This window comes from Hymenobacter pini, assembly GCF_020421205.1.
Classification (GTDB): domain Bacteria; phylum Bacteroidota; class Bacteroidia; order Cytophagales; family Hymenobacteraceae; genus Hymenobacter; species Hymenobacter pini.
In genome coordinates this window covers 143043-165277 of the sequence record NZ_JAIZZH010000007.1, presented here as the reverse complement: position 1 = coordinate 165277, position 22235 = coordinate 143043, and the positions used below count along the sequence as shown (strand labels likewise).

At 60.9% G+C, this 22235-nt stretch carries 18 protein-coding genes and 1 riboswitch; of the genes, 9 read left to right on the top strand and 9 right to left on the bottom strand.

Annotated elements, in window-relative coordinates; all coding sequences use genetic code 11:
• Positions 1-7 precede the first annotated feature (7 nt).
• The 6 genes from LF252_RS21655 to LF252_RS22915 form a co-directional block, all read right to left on the bottom strand.
• A complete protein-coding gene (locus LF252_RS21655; RefSeq protein ID WP_226271686.1) occupies positions 8-577 on the bottom strand; it encodes an energy transducer TonB in 570 nt (189 codons plus the stop codon).
• 273 nt (positions 578-850) lie between these two features.
• Positions 851-1312 carry a tetratricopeptide repeat protein gene (locus LF252_RS21650; protein ID WP_226271685.1) on the bottom strand — a complete coding sequence of 154 codons (462 nt, stop codon included), beginning with the start codon at positions 1310-1312 and terminating at the stop codon, positions 851-853.
• Positions 1313-1420: 108 nt separating this feature from the next.
• The gene (metF, locus tag LF252_RS21645) at positions 1421-2377 is read right to left on the bottom strand and encodes a methylenetetrahydrofolate reductase [NAD(P)H] (RefSeq protein WP_226271684.1); all 957 of its coding nucleotides are present in this window, start codon (positions 2375-2377) and stop codon (positions 1421-1423) included.
• Between the two features lie 93 nt (positions 2378-2470).
• A complete protein-coding gene (locus LF252_RS21640; protein WP_226271683.1) occupies positions 2471-2872 on the bottom strand; it encodes an endonuclease domain-containing protein in 402 nt (133 codons plus the stop codon).
• Positions 2873-2892: 20 nt separating this feature from the next.
• A complete protein-coding gene (gene metH, locus LF252_RS21635; RefSeq protein ID WP_226271682.1) occupies positions 2893-6666 on the bottom strand; it encodes a methionine synthase in 3774 nt (1257 codons plus the stop codon).
• Between the two features lie 71 nt (positions 6667-6737).
• Positions 6738-6843: riboswitch (SAM riboswitch) on the bottom strand.
• Between the two features lie 87 nt (positions 6844-6930).
• A complete protein-coding gene (locus LF252_RS22915) occupies positions 6931-7062 on the bottom strand; it encodes a hypothetical protein (RefSeq protein WP_262905053.1) in 132 nt (43 codons plus the stop codon).
• A gap of 204 nt (positions 7063-7266) precedes the next feature.
• Between LF252_RS22915 and LF252_RS21630 the strand changes: the two genes are divergently transcribed.
• The 8 genes from LF252_RS21630 (at position 7267) to pulA (ending at position 16984) form a co-directional block, all read left to right on the top strand.
• Positions 7267-8358 carry a PA14 domain-containing protein gene (locus LF252_RS21630; protein WP_226271681.1) on the top strand — a complete coding sequence of 364 codons (1092 nt, stop codon included), beginning with the start codon at positions 7267-7269 and terminating at the stop codon, positions 8356-8358.
• Positions 8359-8462: 104 nt separating this feature from the next.
• A complete protein-coding gene (locus LF252_RS21625) occupies positions 8463-9437 on the top strand; it encodes an SDR family oxidoreductase (protein WP_226271680.1) in 975 nt (324 codons plus the stop codon).
• An 81-nt stretch (positions 9438-9518) separates the two neighbouring features.
• A complete protein-coding gene (locus tag LF252_RS21620) occupies positions 9519-10112 on the top strand; it encodes a gluconate 2-dehydrogenase subunit 3 family protein (RefSeq protein ID WP_226271679.1) in 594 nt (197 codons plus the stop codon).
• A 92-nt stretch (positions 10113-10204) separates the two neighbouring features.
• Entirely contained in the window at positions 10205-11890 is a 1686-nt protein-coding gene (locus LF252_RS21615) for a GMC family oxidoreductase (protein WP_226271678.1), read from the top strand.
• Positions 11891-11979: 89 nt separating this feature from the next.
• The gene (locus LF252_RS21610) at positions 11980-13314 is read left to right on the top strand and encodes a family 1 glycosylhydrolase (protein WP_226271677.1); all 1335 of its coding nucleotides are present in this window, start codon (positions 11980-11982) and stop codon (positions 13312-13314) included.
• A gap of 180 nt (positions 13315-13494) precedes the next feature.
• Positions 13495-14109, top strand: a complete 615-nt coding sequence (locus LF252_RS21605) for a TlpA family protein disulfide reductase (RefSeq protein ID WP_226271676.1) — start codon at positions 13495-13497, stop codon at positions 14107-14109.
• 67 nt (positions 14110-14176) lie between these two features.
• Positions 14177-14917, top strand: coding sequence for an alpha/beta fold hydrolase (locus tag LF252_RS21600; RefSeq protein ID WP_226271675.1), 741 nt, complete (start codon positions 14177-14179; stop codon positions 14915-14917).
• A gap of 69 nt (positions 14918-14986) precedes the next feature.
• Complete coding sequence (gene pulA, locus LF252_RS21595; RefSeq protein WP_226271674.1) at positions 14987-16984, top strand: type I pullulanase; 1998 nt, start codon at positions 14987-14989, stop codon at positions 16982-16984.
• Positions 16985-17076: 92 nt separating this feature from the next.
• Here the strand turns inward: pulA and LF252_RS21590 are convergent, their stop codons facing one another.
• Positions 17077-19422: a patatin-like phospholipase family protein gene (locus LF252_RS21590; protein WP_226271673.1), complete on the bottom strand. Its 2346-nt coding sequence runs from the start codon at positions 19420-19422 to the stop codon at positions 17077-17079.
• A 259-nt stretch (positions 19423-19681) separates the two neighbouring features.
• Here LF252_RS21590 and LF252_RS21585 point away from each other — a divergent pair, with 259 nt between their 5' ends.
• On the top strand, positions 19682-20278 hold the full coding sequence (locus LF252_RS21585) for a hypothetical protein (protein WP_226271672.1): 597 nt from the start codon (positions 19682-19684) through the stop codon (positions 20276-20278).
• Positions 20279-20384: 106 nt separating this feature from the next.
• Here the strand turns inward: LF252_RS21585 and LF252_RS21580 are convergent, their stop codons facing one another.
• Together LF252_RS21580 and LF252_RS21575 are read right to left on the bottom strand one after the other, a co-directional pair.
• Positions 20385-21353, bottom strand: coding sequence for a zinc dependent phospholipase C family protein (locus LF252_RS21580; RefSeq protein ID WP_226271671.1), 969 nt, complete (start codon positions 21351-21353; stop codon positions 20385-20387).
• Between the two features lie 68 nt (positions 21354-21421).
• Positions 21422-22165 (bottom strand): LytR/AlgR family response regulator transcription factor, encoded by a 744-nt coding sequence (locus LF252_RS21575; RefSeq protein ID WP_226271670.1) that lies wholly within the window; start codon positions 22163-22165, stop codon positions 21422-21424.
• Positions 22166-22235 lie beyond the last annotated feature (70 nt).

Below are 22235 nucleotides of genomic sequence, written 5' to 3'. Positions count from 1 at the left end.
TAACGCCTTACTGTGGCCGCATTCGGAAGGTAAACGGCAACTCGTACTTCGATACCACGGCCCGGCTACCAATACGGGCTGGAATCCACTGATCCGGAATGCTGCGGGCGATGCGCAGGGCTTCCTCGTCGCAGCCGGCTCCAATGCCGAACAGCACCTGCTGGTCGGTAGCATGGCCCAGCGTATCAACCACAATGGATACCATCACGCGGCCCTGCACGTTTTTAGCCTGGGCCGCTGCCGGATAGACCAGCTTGCTCATATAAGGAGTTAGGGCAGCATCGCCGCCCACATAAAAAATGGGGTGCGTTACCCGCTGGCGCGTCCACTCGCCGCTGGCCGTTCGCACGGCGTACGGCACGTCGTCGAAAGGCCGGAAAAAGATGAGTTTATTGGTGGTGTGGTCGTATTTCTGGGTGATAACCTGGCTGCCGTCGCGGGTGTAGGCATAGTATTCCCACACACCCACCTTCTCACCCTTATCCATCAGGCCGCTGCCAGCGTCAGTCTTTTTTAATTTTTGAGCCTGTGCACCCAGGCTCAGCCCAAGCAGGCATAGTAGTACAATGTGTTTCATGGAAGATTGGTGGGATTGTGCAGAATGGAGAGACGAACGAAGAGCCGGCTGGAATACCAGTCGGCTTAACGGTAGAAAAAAAGAAAAGCGCGTTTTAGTACAATATTGGACTAGCTAGAGCCCGCGGGTGGGAAAAGGAAAACTACGTGAACTATCTGCCGGAAGCATCGGACGTACGCAAAATAACGTCGGGGGGATTGACGTTGGGTTTTGCCTAGTCCGGGAAATATACAACTATTTGCGCAGATACCGTAGCTCAGCCGTTGTCTGGTTTCACTCGTCTTCCAAGTCCCGCAGCTGGTTTTGCAGTCCCGGCCAGGCCGGGCACAGTTTCTCCAAGCGCCGGAGTACCTGCAGGGCCCCGCGCTGGTCGCCAATAATGCGCAAAATGGTAGCCCACCCCGAAAGGGCCCCGAAATGGCGGGGTTCATGGCGCAGCGTTTCGGCCACATCGCGCAGGGAGGCCTTAAATTCTCCCCGCAGGTAATAGGCTGTGGCTCGCTTGTTCCAGCCCTCGGCGTATTCCGGGGCGGCTTCCGTCAGTTCCGTAAACTCCCGGATGGCCACGCTGTACTCCTCCGCCGACAACGCCCGCATACCGGCTTCCAAGTGCTTATCCAGCAAGCGGTGGTCGGTGGTAAGCCAAATCTGCCAGATGCCCTCCTGCAGCGCCTCAATTTCAGTGGGCGTGGTAGCTGTGCGGAGGCGGTTGAACAGGTCGTCGAGGGCGTTCAAAAGAAGACGCTGGTGAAAGAGTGGAGAGACTACTTCGTAGGGTACGCCAAGTTGGGCAAGGCGGTTAGAGAAGATACCTCCAATTCTGTTTTCAGCAGGCCTCCTGGTTTAAAATAGGGCCGCCGCCACCCGCCGCACGGCTTCGGCCTTGCCCATACTGTAGTAGTGCAGCACCGGTACCCCGTGGGCCATCAGTTCCTTAGACTGATTGATGCACCACTCGATGCCGATTTCGCGGGCCGCGGCGTTGTCGGGGGCCAGGTGAATAGCGTCGACCAACTCGTCGGGCAGGTTCAGGAAGAAGGAGCGGGGCAGGGCCGTGAGCTGGGCCTTGGTGGTGATGGGCTTCAGGCCCGGGATGATGGGCACGGTGATGCCCGCCTCGCGGCAGCGCTTCTCGAAGTTGAAAAACTGCTCGTTGTCGAAGAACATCTGGGTGACGATGTACTCGGCGCCGCGGTCCACCTTGTGCTTGAGGTAGCGCAGGTCGGTGGCGTGGCTCGGGGCCTCGAAGTGCTTTTCGGGGTAGCCGGCCGTGCCGATGCAAAAGTCGGTAGCCCAGGACTCGTCCTGTTCCTGGTCGAGGTATTCGCCTTTGTTGAGGTTGTCGATCTGCCCGATCAGGTCGCAGGCGTAAGAGTGGCCGTCTTGCTCGGGCACGAAGCGGCCTTCGGACTTAATCGGGTCGCCGCGCAAGGCCAGCACGTTGTCGATGCCCAGAAAGTGCAGGTCGATGAGGGCGTTTTCGGTTTCCTCCTTCGAGAAGCCGCCGCAGATGAGGTGCGGCACGGTGTCCACGTCGAAGCGGTTCTTGATGGCCGCGCAGATGCCGACGGTGCCGGGGCGGCGGCGCACGGTTTTCTTCTCCAGCAGGCCGTTGGGGTGCTGCCGGTACACGTATTCCTCGCGGTGATAGGTCACGTCGATAAACGGCGGCTTGAACTCCATCAGCGGCTCGATGTTGGAGAACAGCGTCTGGATATTCTCGCCCTTCTTGGGCGGCAGCACTTCAAAGGAAAACAGCGTTTTGCCGGTGGCGCGGGCCAAGTGTTCGGTGACTTTCATGGTGCCTCACCCCCCGGCCCCCTCTCCGGGGGAGAGGGGGAGCCTGACGACTGCTGGAGTGGGGGGAGTCAGGGTAATTAGTGAGAGTATGGGTTAGTGAGGCGAAGCCAGGGCTTCGCGGATGGTTTGCAGAACGGCGGGTAAGTGGTTCAGTACTTGCTCATTAGTGAAGCGCAGCAGACGGTAGCCGGCAGTTGTCAGCTCATAGCTGCGGGCGGCATCGTATTCAGCCTGACCATGCTCGGCGTGTACCTCACCATCGACTTCAATAATGAGCTTGTGCTCGGTGCTCAGGAAATCGACGATAAAGTGCCCAATAGCATGCTGCCGCCGAAATTTCACGCCGTCCAGCTGTCGGTTGCGCAAGACCTGCCACAACGCATCTTCCGCCGGAGTCGGATGGCGTCGCATCTCACGGCTGAACGGTTTCAGCCGTGGCTGCCAGTATTTCGGGTCAGCCGTCAACCGGTCCTGCTTGGTGTCAGGAGCATCCATAACGAGCGGATAAATGACATTTATTGGGCGTTAGAAACGGGAATTGAATCAGCGTTAGGCTCCCCCTCTCCCTCGGAGAGGGGGCTGGGGGGTGAGGCCACAGGGTCATAGTTCAGGTTGGGCGTGAGCCAGCGTTCCAGCTCCGCGAGGGGCATGTTCTTGCGGGCGGCAATGTCGGCCACCTGGTCGCGGCCGATGCGGCCTAGGCCGAAGTAGCGCGAGTCGGGGTGGGCGTAGTAGAGGCCGCTGACCGAGGAGGCGGGGTACATGGCCAGGTTTTCGGTGAGGCGGATGCCGGTGGTGTTTTCCGCGTCGAGCAGCTCAAACAGGGTGATTTTCTCGGTGTGGTCGGGGCAGCCGGGGTAGCCGGGGGCCGGGCGCACGCCGCGGTACTTCTCTTGAATCAGGTCTTCGTTCGACAGGTGCTCGTCGGAGGCGTAGCCCCAGAACTCTTCGCGCACGCGCTGGTGCAGGCGCTCAGCAAAGGCCTCGGCCAGGCGGTCGGCCAGGGCTTTCACCATGATGCTGGAGTAGTCGTCGTGGTCTTGCTCATACTGATCCAGCAGCTTTTCGATGCCGATGCCGGCCGTCACGGCGAAGCCGCCGATGTAGTCCTGGCGGCCGGTTTCCTTGGGCGCTACGAAGTCGGAGAAGGCCAGGTTGGGCACGCCGGCGGATTTTTCGCTCTGCTGGCGCAGGGTGAAAAACTCCGTCTGCAGCTGCTCCCGCGACTCGTCAGTGTACACCTCAATGGTGTCGTAATCGGACGTGTTGGCCGGCCAGAAGCCGAGCACGGCGCGGGCGGTCAGCAGCTTCTCATCGATGATCTGCTGCAGCATCCGCTGCGCGTCGTTGTAGAGCTGGGTGGCGGCTTCGCCCACGGTTTCGTCCTCCAGAATGCGCGGGAAGCGGCCCTTCAACTCCCAGGTGTAGAAGAAGGGCGTCCAGTCGATGTACTCGGCCAGCTCGGCCAGCGGGTAATCCTCCAGCACCTTGGTGCCCAGGAAGCTCGGCTTGGTGATGGGCGTGGTGTCCCAATCAGCCTTGAAGCCGTTTTCGCGGGCCGCTTCGATGCTCAGGTAGCTTTTCTCGCGCTGGCGGCCGGCGTAGTCGTGGCGCAGCGTGTCGTACTCGTCGCGCACGGTGCGGGCGTAGGCGGCTTTGCCCGAACCGAGCAAACCGGCGGCCACGCCCACCGAGCGGGAGGCGTCATTCACGTGCACCACGGGGCCCGAGTAGGCCGGCGCAATCTTCACCGCCGCGTGCAGGCGCGAGGTCGTTGCGCCGCCGATGAGCAGGGGCGTGTCGAGGCCGCGGCGCTCCATTTCCTGGGCCACGTACACCATTTCGTCCAGGCTCGGGGTGATGAGGCCGCTCAGGCCGATGACGTCGGCTTTTTGCGCCACGGCTTCGTCCAGAATCTTTTCCAGCGGCACCATCACGCCCAGGTCCACGATGTCGAAGTTGTTGCAGGCCAGCACCACGCCCACGATGTTCTTGCCGATATCGTGCACGTCGCCCTTCACCGTGGCCAGCAGAATCTTGCCCGCCGACTGCCGCTCCGCGCTGGCTTTTTCGGCCTGCAGGTAGGGCTCCAGGTAAGCCACCGCCTTTTTCATCACCCGGGCCGACTTCACCACCTGCGGCAAAAACATCTTGCCGGCTCCGAACAGGTCGCCGACTACGTTCATGCCGGCCATCAGCGGGCCTTCGATGACGTCGAGCGGGCGGCTGACCTGCTGGCGCACTTCCTCGGTGTCCTGGTCGATAAACTCGGTGATGCCCTTCACCAGCGCGTGCTGCAGACGCTCGGACACCGGCCACTCGCGCCAAGCCAGCTTTTCGTTGTTGGTTTCTTGTTTTTCGCCGTTGGCCTTCACCGTTTCGGCGAAGTCCACCAGCCGCTCGGTCGCGTCGGGGCGGCGGTTGAGCAGCACGTCTTCCACCAGCTCCAGCAGGTCCTTGGGCACGTCGTCGTACACGGCCAGCTGACTGGGGTTGACGATGCCCATGTCCAAGCCGGCCCGGATGGCGTGGTAGAGGAAGGCCGAGTGCATGGCCTCGCGCACCACGTCGTTGCCGCGGAAGGCGAAGCTGATGTTCGACACGCCGCCGCTGGTCAGCGCGCCGGGCAGGTTCTGCTTGATCCAGCGCACGGCCTCGATAAAGTCCAGCGCGTAGGTGCGGTGCTCCTCAATGCCGGTGCCGACGGTCAGAATGTTCGGGTCGAAAATGATGTCCTCAGCCGGGAAACCGACTTCGTTGACCAGGATGTCGTAGCTGCGCTGGCAGATTTCGATGCGGCGCTGGTAGTTGTCGGCCTGGCCGTTTTCATCGAAGGCCATGACCACCACGGCGGCTCCGTACTGGCGCACGGTGTGGGCGTGTTGCTTGAACACTTCCTCGCCTTCCTTGAGCGAAATGGAGTTGACGATGCTCTTGCCTTGCACGCACTTCAGGCCGGCTTCCAGCACCGACCACTTCGAGGAGTCAATCATCACCGGCACGCGGGCAATGTCGGGCTCGGAGGCAATCAGGTTCAGGAACGTCGTCATGGCCTGCTCCGAGTCGAGCATGCCCTCGTCCATGTTCACGTCGATAACCTGGGCGCCGCTCTCCACCTGGTCGCGGGCCACTTGCAGGGCCTGCTCGTAGGCGCCGGTGCGGATGAGGCGGGCGAAGGCGCGGGAGCCGGTCACGTTGCACCGCTCGCCCACGTTCACGAACAAGCTCTGCTCGGTTACGGCGAAGGGTTCCAGGCCGCTCAGTCGGGTGGCGGCGGGCACCGCGGGCAGCTCCCGCGGCTGGTATTTCTCGGCCAGTTTGGCCAGTTCGGCAATGTGCTGGGGCGTGGTGCCGCAACAGCCGCCCACCACCGTCACCAGCCCATCCTGCAGGTAGCCTTCCACCACCGCCGCAAATTCCTGGGCCGACTCGTCGTAGCCGCCGAAGGCGTTGGGCAGACCGGCGTTGGGGTAGGCCGAAATATGCACGTCGGCAATGCGGCTCAGCTCCTTGATGTAGACCTTGAGCTGGTCGGCGCCGAGGGCGCAGTTCAGGCCCACGCTCAGCAGCGGCAAGTGGCGGATGGAGTTCCAGAAGGCTTCCACCGTCTGCCCGCTCAGAGTGCGGCCCGAGGCGTCGGTAATCGTGCCCGAAATCATGACGGGCACCACGCGGCCGCCCTCATCGAAGAACCTCTGCACCGCGTACAGCGCGGCCTTGGCGTTGAGCGTGTCGAAGATGGTTTCAATCAGCAGCGCGTCGGAGCCGCCGTCGATGAGGCCGCGCACCTGCTCGTGGTAGGCCGTGGCCAGCTCGTCGAAGGTCACGGCGCGGAAGCCGGGGCGGTTCACGTCGGGCGACAAAGACGCCGTGCGGTTCGTCGGGCCGATGGCGCCGGCCACGAAACGCTTGCGCGACGGGTCCTTGGCCTCGAACTCGTCGGCCACCTCGCGGGCAATGCGCGCCGACTCGTAGTTCAGCTCGTAGACAATGTGCTCCAGCCCGTAATCAGCCTGGGCAATGGTGGTGCCGCTGAACGTATTCGTTTCCACCATATCGGCCCCGGCGGCGAAGTAATCGGCGTGGATGCCCTTGATGATGTCGGGCCGGGTGAGGCTCAGCAGGTCGTTGTTGCCGCGGAGCGGGTGCGAGTGGTCTTTGAACCGCTCCCCGCGGAAGTCCGCTTCTTCCAGCTTGTGACGCTGAATCATGGTGCCCATGGCACCGTCCAGAATGAGGACGCGCTGGCGCAGGATATCGTGGAGGGGGGAGGTGGTGATGGTCGGCATATCGGCTCAAAAGAGAAATCAGCAGCAAAAAGTGCCTATCCAGAAAGAGCCGGGCACGAAGCCAGAGCCGTAACTTATCTTCTTCCAGAATAACCTGGAATGGGAGTTGGCACCTTGTTTCATTTCAGGTTGCCAAGACGTCATCGGGCCCAATCCCTCGGTCTTTCTGGATAAGTAACACAGCGAAGATACAACCAACAGCCCTAAAAACAACAAGCCCGGCCGTGGTAACGGCCGGGCTCAGAAGTCAGCAAAGCGGAGCATCTAGTTTTTCTTAATGCAGTTGGGTACGGTTTTGCCGTCCTTTTTCTTAGTGCCGGCTTGCTCGTAGCCTTTCCAGCACGGATCTTCTTTTTTGGCAGTAGTATGCGAGGCGGGGGTTTTCTTGGTAGGCATAATGGGTGGAAACAGGGCTAGGTAAACATCCTGTCAGTAAGCATGGTACGACTACGGTTGAGTTGGGGTTGCTGCAAACGCATAGGGTGTGGCCACGCATACCGTGTACGGAGTTGTAGCCCGTTAGCAGGCATAGGTTGAGAATGCACAGTTGGTGGTTGAGTTTTCGGGTGCGCACCGCAAGCGTTTTAGTACTTTGTTAGTATGATGCGCACAGCTCTTTTCTGGCTAACCAGCCTCTTGTTGCTACTATTCGGTGGTTCTGCTCAAGCCCAGCGCCCAGTGGGCGCCGGTTTGCAGGGCCAGTACTACAGTGGTAGAAATTTTGAGCAGCTGGTAGTGACCCGCACTGACCCAACCATCGATTTTAACTGGACATTGGGGCCAAACGGGGAGCATTTTGTGTCACCGGCGCCAGACGTGCCGGGCGAGTACTTCTCGGTGCGCTGGACGGGCTACCTGTATGTTCCCGTAACCGGCACGTACACGTTTGAGGCAGCGACCGATGATGGCATGCGCGTGTGGGTAGGCGGCCGGCGGCTTGTAGATTCCTGGCGTGGGCAACCCGTAAGCATCATAACGGCCCGCATTCGGCTGATAGCCGGCCGTTACTATCCCGTCCGGGTGGAGTATTTTCAGCTTGACCGGGACTCGCGTGCCCGGCTAGCCTGGCAATTGCCAGCCAGCACGGCTGAGGCAAAGCCTGTTTCGCCGCACTACTTATATCCGCGCCTGCCAGCCACGGCAGTACCGGTTCGAGAGGTAGTGCCACCCCGCCCGCGTGTAACAGCAGCTCCAGTGGTAGCTGCAAAGCCAGCAGTGCCCCTTCAGCCCGCACCCGTGCGGCGGACAGTCCTGCCTCGGCGGGTGCAGGTAGCCACGCGTCGTGCCTCGTTGGTTGTGTCTCGCTCTGCCGATACGGTGGTGGCCGAATTGCCCGTACTCACCATTACTAAGGGCAGTGCAATGGTACTACCTCAGCTGTATTTCACGCAGAGTACGGCCGTCTTGCTGCCTGCTTCCCGCCCAACGCTCAACGCCTTGGCCCGCGTCCTGCGCGAGCAACCGGCGCTGCAGCTGGAAATTGCCGGCCACACCGATAATGTGGGCGAACCAGCTCTGAATCAGCGCCTATCCGAACAACGGGCCCGCGTGGTGCGCCGCTACTTAGTGCACCAGGGCATCGACTCAACCCGTTTGACGACGCGCGGTTACGGCGGTACGCGGCCCGTGGCCGACAACCTAAACCCCCGGCAGCGGCCCCGCAACCGCCGGGTGGAGGTGGTAGTGCAGTAGTAGGGTAGGCACTACCTGTATGTACATCAATTTGGCCTAAGCTGAACTAGACGGACAGATTCGCGTAAGTGCAAGCTCCGCACTACCTCCTTTCCGTTAGTTCTATGGCTACGAAAAAAACGTCCTCTTCCAAACCTGCTGCCGATAAGTCTACGGCTACTCCGGCCGCTAAGAAAGCCGCCAAAGCGGCTGCCGAAGCCCCCAAGCCCGTAAAGCGCCCCACGGCCAAGGATATGAAGCAGCACGCCCAGAAGCTGCCCTACCCCGCCAAGCAGGCCGATATGAAGCTGCAGCCGGGCATGAGCTTCAGTACCTACCGGGCGGCCGGCAAGCTCCAGGACAAAATTGCCCTGATTACCGGGGCCGACTCTGGTATTGGCCGGGCTGTGGCGGTGGCCTTTGCCATGGAAGGAGCCCACGTAGCCGTGCTCTTCAACGAAAACGTGGAAGATGCCCAAGAAACCCAACGCTTGGTAGAAGCCCAGCAGCGCAAGTGCATCTTGCTGCAGCTGGATGTGCGCGACCCGGAGCAGTGCAAACAGGCCGTGCGCCGTACCCGTGCCGAGCTGGGCGGCCTCAATATCTTGGTGAACAACGCCGCCTACCAGATGGCGCAGGAGAAGTTCGAGGATATTCCCGAGGAGCAAATCCGCCGGACGTTCGATACCAACATTCTCGGCTACATCTGGATGGCGCAGGCGGCCATTCCGCACCTGAAGAAAGACGACTGCATCATCAACACCGGCAGCATTGTGGGCCTCACTGGCATTCCGCTGCTGGTTGATTACTCCTGCACGAAATCCGCCATTCACGCCCTCACCAAAAGTCTGGCTACCTACCTCGGGGAGAAGGGCATCCGGGTGAACTGTGTGGTGCCCGGCCCCGTCTGGACGCCCAACATTCCGGGCACTATGCCGCGGGAAGAAGTAGCCAAGTTCGGCTACGAAGTGGCCCTGGCCCGCCCCGGCCAACCCGAGGAACTGGCTCCCACCTATGTGCTGCTGGCTTCCCAGGATGGCTCCTTCATGACGGGCTCCCTGGTGCACGTAACGGGCGGCAAAATGAGCAGTGACCAGTAGGTGAATGAGTAGATGAGTGTCTGAGTAAAAGGCTCAGACACCGTTAATTGTACACCCACACTCCCTCATTCACGACCTCACATGGAATATCCCCAAGGCACCGTGCGGGCGCTGTTGCGTACCGACCATGTAACCCCTGCTACCCGGGCCGCGCTGGAGGCCCGTCTGCAGCCGCAAACCGCCTACGAGCCGCAGTTTTTTGATGCCGAAACATTTCAGCTGCTGGAAGCGGTGGCGGCCCGTCTTTTTCCACAACCTGACCGGCCCGAGCCCATTGCGCTGGCTCCGGCCGTGGACAAGCGTTTAGCCGAAGGCCGGGCAGATGGCTGGCGCTATGATGTGATGCCCCCCGATCGGGAAGCCTATCGGCTGGGTCTGGGCGGCATCAATCAGGCGGCCCAGGCCCGGTTTGAGCGGCCATTTGTAGAGCTGGATGCTACTGCCCAGGATGCAGTACTGCAGCTGCTGGCCGCTGAGCAGGCCCCCGGCGAAAACTGGGCGCAGGTATCCCAGAAGTACTTCTTCGAGGAATTGCTGGCTGAGCTGACCGAATCCTACTATGCCCACCCCCTGGCCCAGGAGGAAATAGGTTACGTGGGCATGGCCGACCAGCCCGGCTGGACGCGCATTGGCCTAAACGAATTGGAAGACCGGGAGCCCAAAAGGAGCGCGTAAGCGAATGGAGAAAACGAGCGGATGACGTTTGCGTCGGCCCTCTCGCCCACTGCACACGCATCTATGTATTCGCTTATTCAAGCATTGCAATTATGCCCGACGAAGAAGTATTGGAAGAGGGGACTTTGACGCCTATCCAACCCGAGATACAAGACCCGCTGCTGAAAAGTATTCTGGCCGACAACGAAACTGCCCCGGAAGCCGCTTATGCTCCCACTGAGCAGGAGCAGCCCGCGCCGCTTCCTGATTCCGTTGAGGAAGTAGATTGTGTGGTGATTGGTACAGGGGCCGGTGGAGCGCCGCTGCTGGCCCGGCTGGCTATGGCGGGCCTGAAAGTGGTGGCCTTGGAAGCCGGTCCCCGCCGCGACCCAGCCAAAGACTATGCTACCGATGAAAAAGCCCAGAACTTCCTGTTCTGGAACGATGAGCGGCTGTCGGCCGGGCAGAACCCGGTGGCTTTTGGCAAGAATAACTCCGGTACCGGCGTGGGCGGCTCTACGCTGCACTACACCGCCTACACCCCCCGCGCCCACCGCGGCGACCTGAAGCTGTACACCGATTTTAGGGAGGGCGTGGACTGGCCGTTCGGCATTGAGGAGCTGGAACCCTACTATGAGGAGCTGGAGCACTTCCTGGGTATTTCGGGGCCTACCCCGTACCCCTGGGATGCCGGCCGCCGCAAGGGGTACCCATTGGCCCCGCTGCCCCTTAACGGCGCGGCCCAGCTAATGCAGCGCGCTTGCCAGCAGCTTGGGATTCAAAGCTCCCCGGCGGCCAACGCGGCCTTATCTGCGCGGTATTACCAGGAAGGAATTGGCTGGCGCGAGGCGTGCACCAACCGGGGTTTCTGCCAAGCCGGCTGTAACCGCGGAGCCAAAGCCAGCATGGACGTTACGTTTCTACCCCTGGCCGAAAGCTACGGGGCTGAAATCCGGGCTGATGCCTACGTGACGGAAATAGAACGCGCCGCCGACGGCCGCATTACGGGTGTGGTGTATCAGCAGCACGGCCAAACGGTGCGCCAGCGTTGCCGCCACCTATTTTTATGCGCTGGCGCCGTAGAAACGCCCCGCTTGCTGATGCTCAATGAGCTGGCGCTCAGCAGCGGCCACGTGGGCAAAAACTTCATGGCTCACCCCGGCATGCAGGTGTGGGGTACGTTTTCGGAAGATGTGCGGCCCTACAAAGGCATCCCGGGTGGTCTGATTTCGGAAGATACGCACCGCCCTAAGGATGCTGATTTTGCCGGTGGTTACCTGCTGCAAAGTATTGGGGTGATGCCCGTTACGTTTGCCACGCAGCTGGTGCGGCAGCGTAAGTTTTGGGGTCAGGCCCTGCGCGACTACATGCGCAACTACAACCACATTGCGGGCATCAATATTTTGGGTGACTGCCTGCCGCACGCGGATAATTTTCTGGAGTTGAGCGAGGAGAAGGACGCCCGCGGCCTGCCCAAGCCCCGCATCCACTTCACGGCCCAGGAAAACGAGCAGCGCATGAACCGGCACGCCGAAAAGCTGATGCGCCAGATTTGGGAAGCGGCCGGGGCCACCGATATCTGGGCGTTTGAGCGCTACGCCCACGCCATCGGCACGGCCCGCATGGGCCTGAGCGGCGACGATGCTGTGGTGAATCCTGATGGCAAAGCCTTCGACGTGCCCAACCTCTATATCTGTGATAACTCGGTATTCCCCAGCGCCCTGAGCGTCAATCCGGCCCTTACTATCATGGCCCTGAGCCTGCGCACGGCCGATAAATTCCTGGCCAACCTCCGGTAGAGCGTAGTGCCTAGTGCTTGGTGCTTAGGCGGTTCTGTCACTTCAAAGAAATGCCTAAGCACCAAGCACTAGGCACTACGCTCTAACAAATGAAATCTTTCCTGACCCACATCAAAGACAAGTTTGGTGATGGTAACTACGAGGGTGACCAGTACGGCGGAGCCGGCGGGCACGACGGCCGCGGCCTGCCCACCGGTACGCCGGGCAACTTCATGTTTGCCACCGGTATCGAGTGCTCGTACCCTACCATTGCCAACGGTACCATCCGGCGCGATTTGCTGGCCGAAACCGACCACTACAACCGCTACAAGGAAGACCTGGGGCTGGTAAAGGAACTGGGCCTGCGGGTGCTGCGCTACAACCTGCCGTACTACCTCATTCACAAAGGCCCCGGCCAGTTTGATTGGGAGTTTGCCGACTTGGCCATGGCCGAAATCCAGCGGCTGGGTATTACACCCATTCTAGATCTGATGCACTTTGGCGTGCCCGATTGGGTAGGCAATTTCCAGAACCCCGAGCTGCCGGTGCACTTTGCTGAGTACTGTGGGGCCGTAGCCCGACGCTACCCCTGGGTACGCTTCTATACTCCCGTCAATGAGATTTACGTGACGGCCCGGGCCTCAGCCAAAGATGGCATCTGGAACGAGCAGCTCCGCGACGACCGGTCGTTTATCACGGCCATGAAGCACATTACGGCCGCCAGCATCATGGGCAACCAGCAAATTGCCCGCTACCGGCCCGACTGCATCATCGTGCAGAGCGAATCGGCGGAGTACATCCACGAAATGCGGGCCGTAGAAAGTCCCGAAATCCGGCTGCAGAACAAGCTGCGCTTCCTGTCCCTGGACTTGCTGTACGCCCACACCATTGATGCCGAGGTGCTGCTGTACTGCTTGGATAACGGTATGAGCCGGGAGGAAATGAAGTGGTTTATGGCCGGCGAACCGCCCGGCTACCAAATCATGGGCAACGACTATTATGGGCGTAACGAGAAGATAATTAAGCCCAATGGCGACTGGTGCGAGGCCGAGGACGTGCTGGGCTGGTACACCATGACCAAGCAGTACTACGAGCGGTACCGCAAGCCCGTGATGCACACCGAAACCAACACCTTTAATGCCAAGGATGCCGAGTGCTGGCTCTGGAAGCAGTGGGTAAACGTGCAGCGCATCAGGCAGGACGGTATTCCGGTGGTGGGCTTTACGTGGTACAGCCTGCTCGACCAGCTCGACTGGGACATCAGCCTGCGGGAAAAGCGCCTATCCGTAAACGCCTGCGGCCTTTACGACCTGGACAGGAAAATCCGGCGGGTAGGGGAGAGCTACAAGATGATGGTGGAGGAATTCGGCCAGATTACCATCGTGCCCCACGCCGAAATGTTTGAATTCACCAGCCGGCCCGCTACGCTGAAAGTCGAGAAGTAGGCGGGTGCGCGTGCTGTGTCTACTGCCATGAGCCTGTAGTGAGGCACACGCGGGCAAATCGGCTCCGCAAGACGGAGCCAATCAATGCTGCGCAACGGATGTGTACAATTCTCGTTACTGCTCCCGAACTTTACCCGGCCGTGCGACCATGAGGGCGACAGGTATTTTTGGTGCGCAATAATGCAGTTTTCAAAGCCAACGTGGGGTACCGTATTGCAGTGGGGTGTGCTGGCGGCTTTCCTGGTCGTGCTGCTCACTGACCTGCGCACGCCCGTGCTCGGCAGTATGCAACGGGCCTTGCTGGCCACCGGCCTGTGGCGGCCGGCCCTGCCCGCAGCCCCGCCAACCGCGCCCGTGCAGCCAACTGCTGGCGGTTACCCGCATAATGTGCCCCTGCTTACCTTGGATGGTCAGCCCGCCAACCTCCGCGACTTGCAGGGGAAAGTAGTGCTCGTGAATTTGTGGGCAACCTGGTGCCCGCCCTGCGTAGCCGAAATGCCCGGCCTGCAGAAGCTGTATACCCAGGTAGATAAGCGCAAGGTGGCTTTTGTGATGGTGTCGCTGGACCAAAACCAGGAAAAGGCCCGCCGCTTTGTGGCGCACAAGGGTTACACGTTTCCGGTGTATTTCCCGGCGGCTCCTTTACCCCCGGCTTTCGATTCTGAAGTCATTCCGACGACCATTATTGTAGGGCCAGACGGGAAAATTGCTGCCCGCCACGAGGGTATGGCCGATTATGACACCCCAGAGTTTAAGGCGGCTCTGGAAAAACTGGCCGGCCCCAGTCAGCGGTAATCCGGCTGGTTGCGTACTGCACATACGCCTACCTCGCTTGTGGGTAGCTCATACCGTATTTGCTTCTATGTCCGCACCTTCCCCTGTTACCTTCATTGGCTTGCATTACTGGGCCGGCTCCGGTCAGGAGTTTCAAGCTGTAGCCCGGTTGTTGGCCCCCGAGTATACCCTGCTGGCACCTGACTTAGTGGGTTTTGGTGACGCGCCCCCGCCCGAGGTAAGCAGCTATACCGTGGAGGCGTACGCTAACCAGGTAGCGCAATTCATCGAAGAGAAAGGACTGACGCGGTACGTGCTGGTAGGCCACAGCATGGGGGGCAAAATTGCACTGGCGCTGGTGGCCCGGCAGCCGGCGGGGCTGGCAGGAGTAGTGTTGCTGAGCCCCTCGCCGCCCACACCCGAGCCCATGACCGATGAGGACCGCATGAGCAGCCTCAAGGGCTACGGTAAGCCAGCCGCGGCCGAAAAAACATTACACACCATCTCCGCCCGCCCACTATCGGCGGCCGACCAGCAGCAGGTTATCGAGGACAACCTCCGCAGTACCCGCTTGGCCTACGATGCCTGGCTGCTACACGGCAGCCGGGAGGACATCAGCGCCCAGATGTGCAACGTGCAGGTGCCCTGCGCCATTGTGGCCGGCGACCAGGACGCGGTAATGTCGCCCTCGGTACACGGGCTGGAAACCCTGCCCTTGCTGCCCGAGGGCACTCCGCTGGAAATCATCAGCGGGGCCGGCCACCTGTTGCCCTACGAAGCGCCTGAGGAGGTGGCCCAGCTACTGCGAAACTTTGCGCGCCGGCTGTAACTATTCCTTAGGTTCTAGTTTCCGGGGCGGCGCAAACCACCGAACTTGCGGGGCTTATCTGCCCTTCGCATGAAAACATGGTTGTTGCCTCTACTTGTTTCCGGCCTCTTTACCCTCACTACTTGCCGTACGGCCCGTGTAGGCGAGGCCTATGATGCGTATCCTACCTACGAAGGACCCGACCTGGGGCTGACCTTCAACGGCGGCCAGGCCCGGCTGCGGGTGTGGGCCCCTACAGCCGAGAAGCTGCTGCTGAAACTCTACGAAAACGGCACCGGCGGTGTGCCCGTGGCCGAGTATCCCATGCAAAAGTCAGGGGGCGGAACCTGGGTGTATACGCTGCCGGCCCAGCCCGCCGGCAAGTTCTACGTGGTGCAGGCCACCATCAAAGGCCAGGCCATGGCCGAGGTGCCCGACTCCTACGTGCACGCCGTGGGCCTGAACGGGCAGCGCGGTGCCCTGCTCGACCCCGCTACCATAAATCCGCCCGGCTGGGACGAAGACGAGCGGCCCGCCCTCAAGCAACCCACCGATATTCTAATTGGGGAGCTGCACGTGCGCGACCTGTCCATGCATCCGCAGTCGGGCATTCAGCACAAGGGCAAATACCTAGGCCTGACGGAAGCCGGCACCCGCTCGGGCACGGTCAAAACCGGCCTCGACCACCTCTCGGAGCTGGGCATCACCCACCTGCACCTGCTGCCCACCAACGACTTCGCCTCCATCGACGAAAGCCGACCCTTGAGCGGGCAGTACAACTGGGGCTATGAACCCCTGCACTATACCACGCCCGAGGGCTCCTACGCTACCGACGCCGCCGACCCTGCCGCCCGCATCCGGGAGCTGAAACAGGTGATGCAGGCCCTGCACCGCCGGGGGCTGCGGCTGGTGCTGGATGTGGTGTACAACCACACTACCGCCATTTCGCGCACTTCGTTCGAGCAGCTGGTGCCCGGCTACTACTACCGCCACCGCCCCGATGGCACGCTCTCCGATGCGGCGGCCTGCGGCAACGAAATTGCCTCCGAGCGGCCCATGGTGCGCAAGCTCATCGTGGAGTCGGTAGCGTTCTGGGCCCGGCAATACCATGTGGATGGCTTCCGGTTCGACCTGATGGGCGTGCTGGACTTGCGTACCATGCGGGCCGTGCGCGTGGCCCTCGACCAGCAGGACCACAGCATTTTCGTGTACGGGGAAGGCTGGGCCGCCGGTAGCAGCCCCCTGCCCGAAACCGAACGAGCCCTGAAAGCCAACATGCAGAAGCTGGACCGTATAGCCGCCTTTTCGGATGAGCTGCGCGATGGGGTGAAGGGCCATTTTGCCCGCCAAACCGAACCGGGCTTCGCCAGCGGCCGGCCGGGCCTGGAGGAAAGTGTGAAGTTTGGCATCGTGGCTGCCACCCAGCACCCGCAACTGGATTACACCAAAGTCAATTACTCGAAAGCGCCCTGGGCGGCCTCGCCGGCGCAAACCATCAACTACGTGGCCTGCCACGATGATATGGTGCTCTGGGACAAGCTGGCAGCCTCCAACCCCGGCGTCTCGGAAGATGAGCGGCTCAAGATGGACCTGCTCAGCAACACCATCGTGTTTACCTCGCAGGGCGTACCCTTCCTGCCTATTGGCGACGAGTTTCTGCGCACCAAGTTCGGCTCGCACAACTCCTACAATCTGCCCGACAGCATCAACCAGCTGGACTGGAGCCGCAAGCAGCAGTACCAGCGCGTATTTACTTTCTATCAGCAGCTGCTGGCGCTCAGGAAGGCGCACCCGGCCTTCCGGCTGCCTACCCAGGAGCTGATTCAGCAGCACCTGGAGTTCCTGCCAAATCTGCCCGCCACCACTATCGGCTACCGCCTGAAAGACCACGCCGGTGGCGACGAATGGAACAACATTGTGGTGCTCTTCAATGGTAACCGCCAGCCGGCCCGTATTCCGGTGCCTGCTGGTACCTACTCGGTGGTGCTGAGCGGTGACGAAATCAACCCCAAAGGCTTACGCAAACTGAACGTAGCAACGGATGCCGTAGAAGTGCCTGCTTCTTCAGCGCTGATTTTGGTGCAGTGAGTGAATTGGTGAATGGTTGAGCTGTCGTCCTTCGTGCTGCCTAGGACGACAGTTTAACAATTCATCCATTCACCCATTCAGCAATTAACTGTTTAATCCAGCGGCCGGTCCCGGAACAGGACGAACCCAATGTGGGCGAATACCCCAAACTGGTGGTCCTTCTCATCATAGTGAATGAACTGGAGGGCGGCTGGGCCCACGGGCGTCTGGTACTGGAAGCCCGTCATGAGGGTGAGGTAGGGGCGGGTGATGATGTTGCCGCGCTTAGCCAGCAGCGCGTTGTCCTCCCGGCGTTGCCAGGGCCGTACCAGCACGTGGCCGTAAGCTTCGGTGCGCCATTCCAAGGAGCCCAGCAAGGCCTTCACGTAGCGCAGGCCCACGGCTCCGTAAGCGGTACCCCGGTAGTTATCCAGAAAAATCGTGCGCGAATCGGGCAGGGGCAGGAAGGCCGACGATGACGTGAGGGAGGCGCGGTAAGTGGCAAACGGCCCCTGGGTGCTGGCCACCAGATCCGTCACAAAACCCCAGGCGTGAGTGCGGGCGCCCACCGTATCCACCTTGTTTAGGTTGAAGTACTGCTCCAGAAACAGGCTGGCTTTTACCCATTGGTGGTTGCGGGTGCGGCCTTCCAGACCGTCAGCGGTTGAGCCCGGCTCGTATTTCTCCTGCCCGCTTACCCCCCGGAAGCCGAACTCGGCGCGGCGGCCGGCAGTGGCATACTGGCGGCGGTTGAGGGAGTTGCGCTCAAAGCGCACAGTAGCCGTAGCGCCCTGAAAACGGTCCAGGTCCAGCTTATCGTCCGTACGAATCTGGTCGGTGTTGGCAAAGTTGTCCCGGTTGGTAAACAGGCCCCCGCTGAGCACGTAGCGGCTTCGGTAATTCGGGCTGATGCCTACCTGCAGAATCGTTTGCAGGTCGCGCTGCTGAATTTGGGTATTCTGGGCAGCTTTACCGCTGCCTAGGAGCCCGCCGGTATCCTGGTAGTTGAAGTTGTTGAAGATGACCGTCGGCTCGAAATACACCGGAATATTGCCCGGAATGCTCACCCGGAAAGAGCCCCGGGCTCCGTTATAAAACCGCCCAATGGTAGCATCCGCCTTTATGGTGTACAGATACCGGTTGAGGTAACGGTAGCTGCCGCCTATGTAAAAGTTGTTCATGGAGCGGGTGGTCAGCAACACCCCCAGGTCGGTGGAAAGGTTGGAGTTCTGTCGGGCATCCACGTTGAACACGTACCCCTGCTTCTGCCGGTCGTAGCGGATGCGCGGGTACACCCCGTTGAAGAAGTCGTTGTTAACGAGCCGGTAGTAGCCCTCCTCAATGTCAGAGGGCGTGTAGGTGGAGCCGGTGCGCTGGAAGAAGCGCCGCACGAAATTCTGCTGCACTTCCGGAATGCCCTGCACGTTCACCTGCTTGAACTCCGGGCGGGGCGCTTTTTCCTGAAACGCCCGCCGCCGCTGCTGCAGGGCCAGAGTATCCTCGCGGCGCGCAATGCGGCGCTGAATCTGCGGGAGTTTGTTTTCGGCAGCTTGCCGGCCCAGAGTCACTAGCTGCTTTACTTTGGTGAAGTCGGCGGCCGTAATATCCCCCAGCTTAGGCTGAATGAAAATGCCGTTGGGGCCTACTGAGGTGGTATCGGCCACGTTGGAGCCCAGAAACAGCAGCGTGCTGGTTAGCAGGGCGTCGTCTTTGTCTTTGGGGTATTTCTCGAAGGCCACGTCGCCCACGTTCACCCCAATAATTACGTCGGGCTTAAACTCCTGGCGCATGACACCGGTAGGGAAGTTGTCTACCACGGCCCCATCAAACAGGTAGCGCCCATCGGCCTGCCGGATGGGCCGGAACGCCAGCGGAAACGCCATGGAATTGCGCACCGCATCCGAGAGGGAGCCGCTGCGCTGCACAATCTTTTCGCGGGTAAACACCTCCGTAGCCACGGCCCGGTAGGGCACCAGCAGGTTGTTGAAGTTGTAGTCGGAAATAGCGCCGGCCGGGGCCAGCATGGTGGCCAGCACGTAATTCAGCGTCACGTCATCCACCAACTTAGGCGTTACGCGCACTTTCAGCGTGGAGTCGAGGGCCAGGCGCAGGTGCAGGGCGGCAGGGTTGGGGTCAATATCATAGTAGTTGAACACCTTGCCCTCCAGCGGCCGGCCCGATACCCAGGTCTGGAACTCCGGCTTCATCACTATTTCCTCGATTTCCTTGGGTGAGTAGCCGGCGGCGTACATGCCCCCCACAATGGCCCCCATGCTGGTGCCCACAATGTAGTCGATGGGAATCCGGTTTTCCTCCAGCACCTTCAGCACACCCACGTGGGCCAGACCCTTGGCCCCGCCCCCGCTCAGCACTAGGCCCACTTTCTGGGCGTGCAACGAAGCCGGAAATGCGAAAAGCCATAAAAGCAGCAGGGTGGGAACACCGTATAGTTTGCGCATAAGGGCAGCAGCGTAAAAAATCACAAAAGCCCATGGGTGGGGCGCGTTTCCTACGCAGATGGTTGAGGTAAGTTGTCCGGCCCCGGCTCCATGGTCAGTCCTGCTCGGCGAACTGCCCGGCGGGCTCGGTGGGCACTCCTCTACCAAGGCTGCCGCTGGTCGATTTTTTGGGCGCTTTACTCTACTCGGGGCCGCTGTGGGGTGGCCGCCGCTTTAGCTTCCGGCCGTGTTTTCCTCTCACGCTATTTCCGCAATCTGTATGTTGAAATCTTGTCTTGCACTGCTGGCCCTGGCGGCCTTCAGCGGCAGCGCCGTTGCGCAAAGCAACCCCTCGGCGCAGCAAACCGAAGCCTTCCGTAACCGCCCCTGCGCCGACCCGTGGATTAATCTGGCCTTCCTCAGCCCGGCTACGGGCGGCAGCAATGCCCCTAATGGCGAGTTCAGCACCTGTGAGTGCAACCCCAAGCTGTACAACAACGGCTCTTGGGCCAGCTACGCCGATTTGGTAGAATATGTGAAACAGTACAAGCGCAGCGGAGTGCGCCTCAACTATTTCAAGATGCAGGATGGTACCTACGTGGTGCAGGCCCTGCACAACGGCAGTGCGCTGGGAGTTAGCCGCCTCAATGCCAACGGCGACGTGCTGGCCTCGGGGGGAAGTGCCGTGGCAGCTGGCGGGCTGGGCGTGCAGAATGCCGGCCCGCGCAACGTGGTAAGCAACAGCGGTAACCTGATTGGCGTCATCAACGGTGGTACGCTGCGCAATGTGTTTCCGGGGCAGCCGGGCTTCAGCTTCAGCAGCGGTGGCAATGTTTCAGTGCGTACCAGCGGCGCTGGCCAGCTGAGTGTACAATAAGCATTGTCGTACTTGTATCGTCTGGCCTGTTGCGCAAGACCGCGCAACGGGCCAGACGGCTTGTTGTTCAGAGCACACGGCCGAAAAAAGCCCGGCTAATCAGGCATTACTCCTCATGGCCGGCTACGGGCTTGGCGGGGGCTTGTTCCAGCTGTTTGGCTTCCAGGGCTAGGCGTTGCTGTTCTTCGGCCGAGGGGGAGCGGGGCAGCGTGCCCAGATCAGGCTGGCCGGCATCTACCCAAGCCGTGTACCAGAACGCACCCACCAGCCGCGCCGCCAGCCGCATCTGCCGCTCTACCTGCCCGTTGAGGCGCTGGTGGTACTCGCGGGCAAACTCGCGGGAGTAGGTGCGCACCGTGAGGTTGCCGCGCTGCTCGAAGCCGTATTTGCGGTCAGCAGGCATTTTCTGGCTCAGTTCCCGCTCAAACCGCAGCACCGAGTCCACGGCCGCGTTGGAGCGGGCCACCGTGGTCCAGATAACGTCCGTGGGTTTATCCAGGTACGGAGCCGGACCGGTAAAGAAGTCGTAGTTGGTGCTGAGCAGCTCGGGCAGGCGGCTTTCCCAGAGGCCGTGAATGCCGCGTTGCCCGGTCAATTGCCCGTTGTAGTTGTGGGTGGTGTGCAGCGGCACGCAGGCATCGGCCACGTAATGGCCCATATCGGCCGAGAGGTGCAGAATCCGGTCGGCGTCGTGGGCTTGGAAAGCGGCCGTGAGTTGACCCTTCATGCGGGCCACCTGCCAGGGCACAATGCCGTGCCGTAGCAGCGAGTCTTCGCCCAACAGGGCCACGGCATCGGCGTAGGAGCGGGGCAGTTTGGTCAGGGCTGAGTCGCCGTACACATCCACGTCCAGGAAGTGGCGCGGGGCCTCGCCGGGCACCACTGTGCGGCGCGAGTCGGGCCGGGTGGCGTTGTCGGTGAGGTAGTCGATGTTGGCCTTGTAGAAACTGATCATTTCGGGCGGCAGCGTGTACACCGCCAGGCGGTTAATCAGCCGGTGCCCAAAAAAGCCCCAGGCCTGCGCCGTAGAGGTAAGTAACAGTAGGAAACCAAGCAGCGGTAGAATACGAGGCATAGACATCTGGAATACAGCGGATAGAGCGAGGAAGATACACGGAGTTCCCGAGCCTGCCAACTGCTGCCCTACTCCCGTTCCCGCACCAGCCGGTACAGACTCTCGCGGTAGGTTTCGCCTACCGGAATGGCCCGCTCACCAATGTATACCGTGTTGCCATCTACCATGCTGATCTTATCCACGGCTACTAGGAACGACTTATGCACCCGCAGAAACGGAGGCTGTGGTAGCTGGGCGGCCAGCTCTTTCAGCGTCTGGTAGGTGATGAGGCGCTGGCCCGCTACAAACAGCGTCACGTAGTTGCCCAGGGCTTCGGCATACAGAATATCGGCGTGGCTGACGCGCAGAAACTTGTTTTTGCTTTCGCCCTTCACGAATAGGTAGCCAGTGGCTGCCGGCGCGGCTGGTGCCGGTGCCACGGGCAGCGGCGCGGCTGATACGGCCAGGGAGGTGGCGGGCACCAGCAGGGCTTGGGCTTTTTGCACGGCCCGCAGAAACCGGTCGAAGGCAATGGGCTTAAGCAGGTAGTCTACCACGTCGTGCTCGTAGCCTTGCAGCGCATACTCGGGGTAGGCGGTGGTGAGGATGACTTTACAACGACTGCCGCACACCTTCAAAAACTGCAGGCCCGTCAGCTCGGGCATCTGAATGTCGAGGAATACAAGGTCGACGCGGTCTGCCTGCACCCACTGCAGCGCCTCAATGGGGTTGGTAGTGGTACCGACCAGCTCCAGGCCTGGAATTTTCTGGATGTAGGCGGCCAGCAGCCGACTGGCGTAGGCTTCATCATCAACGGCAATACAGCGGAGCATAGCGGCGGGCACAAGTGGAACCGCAATATAGCCGACCGAACAGTGCTACGCCTTCTGCGTTTCCCTTCTT

Coding starts and splice junctions, on each gene's coding strand:
- metH (WP_226271682.1), bottom strand. CDS start 6,666: ATGCCGACCATCACCACCTCCCCCCTCCACGATATCCTGCGCCAGCGC.
- LF252_RS21590 (WP_226271673.1), bottom strand. CDS start 19,422: ATGCGCAAACTATACGGTGTTCCCACCCTGCTGCTTTTATGGCTTTTC.
- LF252_RS21585 (WP_226271672.1), top strand. CDS start 19,682: ATGTTGAAATCTTGTCTTGCACTGCTGGCCCTGGCGGCCTTCAGCGGC.
- LF252_RS21615 (WP_226271678.1), top strand. CDS start 10,205: ATGCCCGACGAAGAAGTATTGGAAGAGGGGACTTTGACGCCTATCCAA.
- LF252_RS21610 (WP_226271677.1), top strand. CDS start 11,980: ATGAAATCTTTCCTGACCCACATCAAAGACAAGTTTGGTGATGGTAAC.
- LF252_RS21580 (WP_226271671.1), bottom strand. CDS start 21,353: ATGCCTCGTATTCTACCGCTGCTTGGTTTCCTACTGTTACTTACCTCT.
- metF (WP_226271684.1), bottom strand. CDS start 2,377: ATGAAAGTCACCGAACACTTGGCCCGCGCCACCGGCAAAACGCTGTTT.
- LF252_RS21655 (WP_226271686.1), bottom strand. CDS start 577: ATGAAACACATTGTACTACTATGCCTGCTTGGGCTGAGCCTGGGTGCA.
- pulA (WP_226271674.1), top strand. CDS start 14,987: ATGAAAACATGGTTGTTGCCTCTACTTGTTTCCGGCCTCTTTACCCTC.
- LF252_RS21630 (WP_226271681.1), top strand. CDS start 7,267: ATGATGCGCACAGCTCTTTTCTGGCTAACCAGCCTCTTGTTGCTACTA.
- LF252_RS21605 (WP_226271676.1), top strand. CDS start 13,495: ATGCAGTTTTCAAAGCCAACGTGGGGTACCGTATTGCAGTGGGGTGTG.
- LF252_RS22915 (WP_262905053.1), bottom strand. CDS start 7,062: ATGCCTACCAAGAAAACCCCCGCCTCGCATACTACTGCCAAAAAAGAA.
- LF252_RS21575 (WP_226271670.1), bottom strand. CDS start 22,165: ATGCTCCGCTGTATTGCCGTTGATGATGAAGCCTACGCCAGTCGGCTG.
- LF252_RS21625 (WP_226271680.1), top strand. CDS start 8,463: ATGGCTACGAAAAAAACGTCCTCTTCCAAACCTGCTGCCGATAAGTCT.
- LF252_RS21600 (WP_226271675.1), top strand. CDS start 14,177: ATGTCCGCACCTTCCCCTGTTACCTTCATTGGCTTGCATTACTGGGCC.
- LF252_RS21620 (WP_226271679.1), top strand. CDS start 9,519: ATGGAATATCCCCAAGGCACCGTGCGGGCGCTGTTGCGTACCGACCAT.
- LF252_RS21640 (WP_226271683.1), bottom strand. CDS start 2,872: ATGGATGCTCCTGACACCAAGCAGGACCGGTTGACGGCTGACCCGAAA.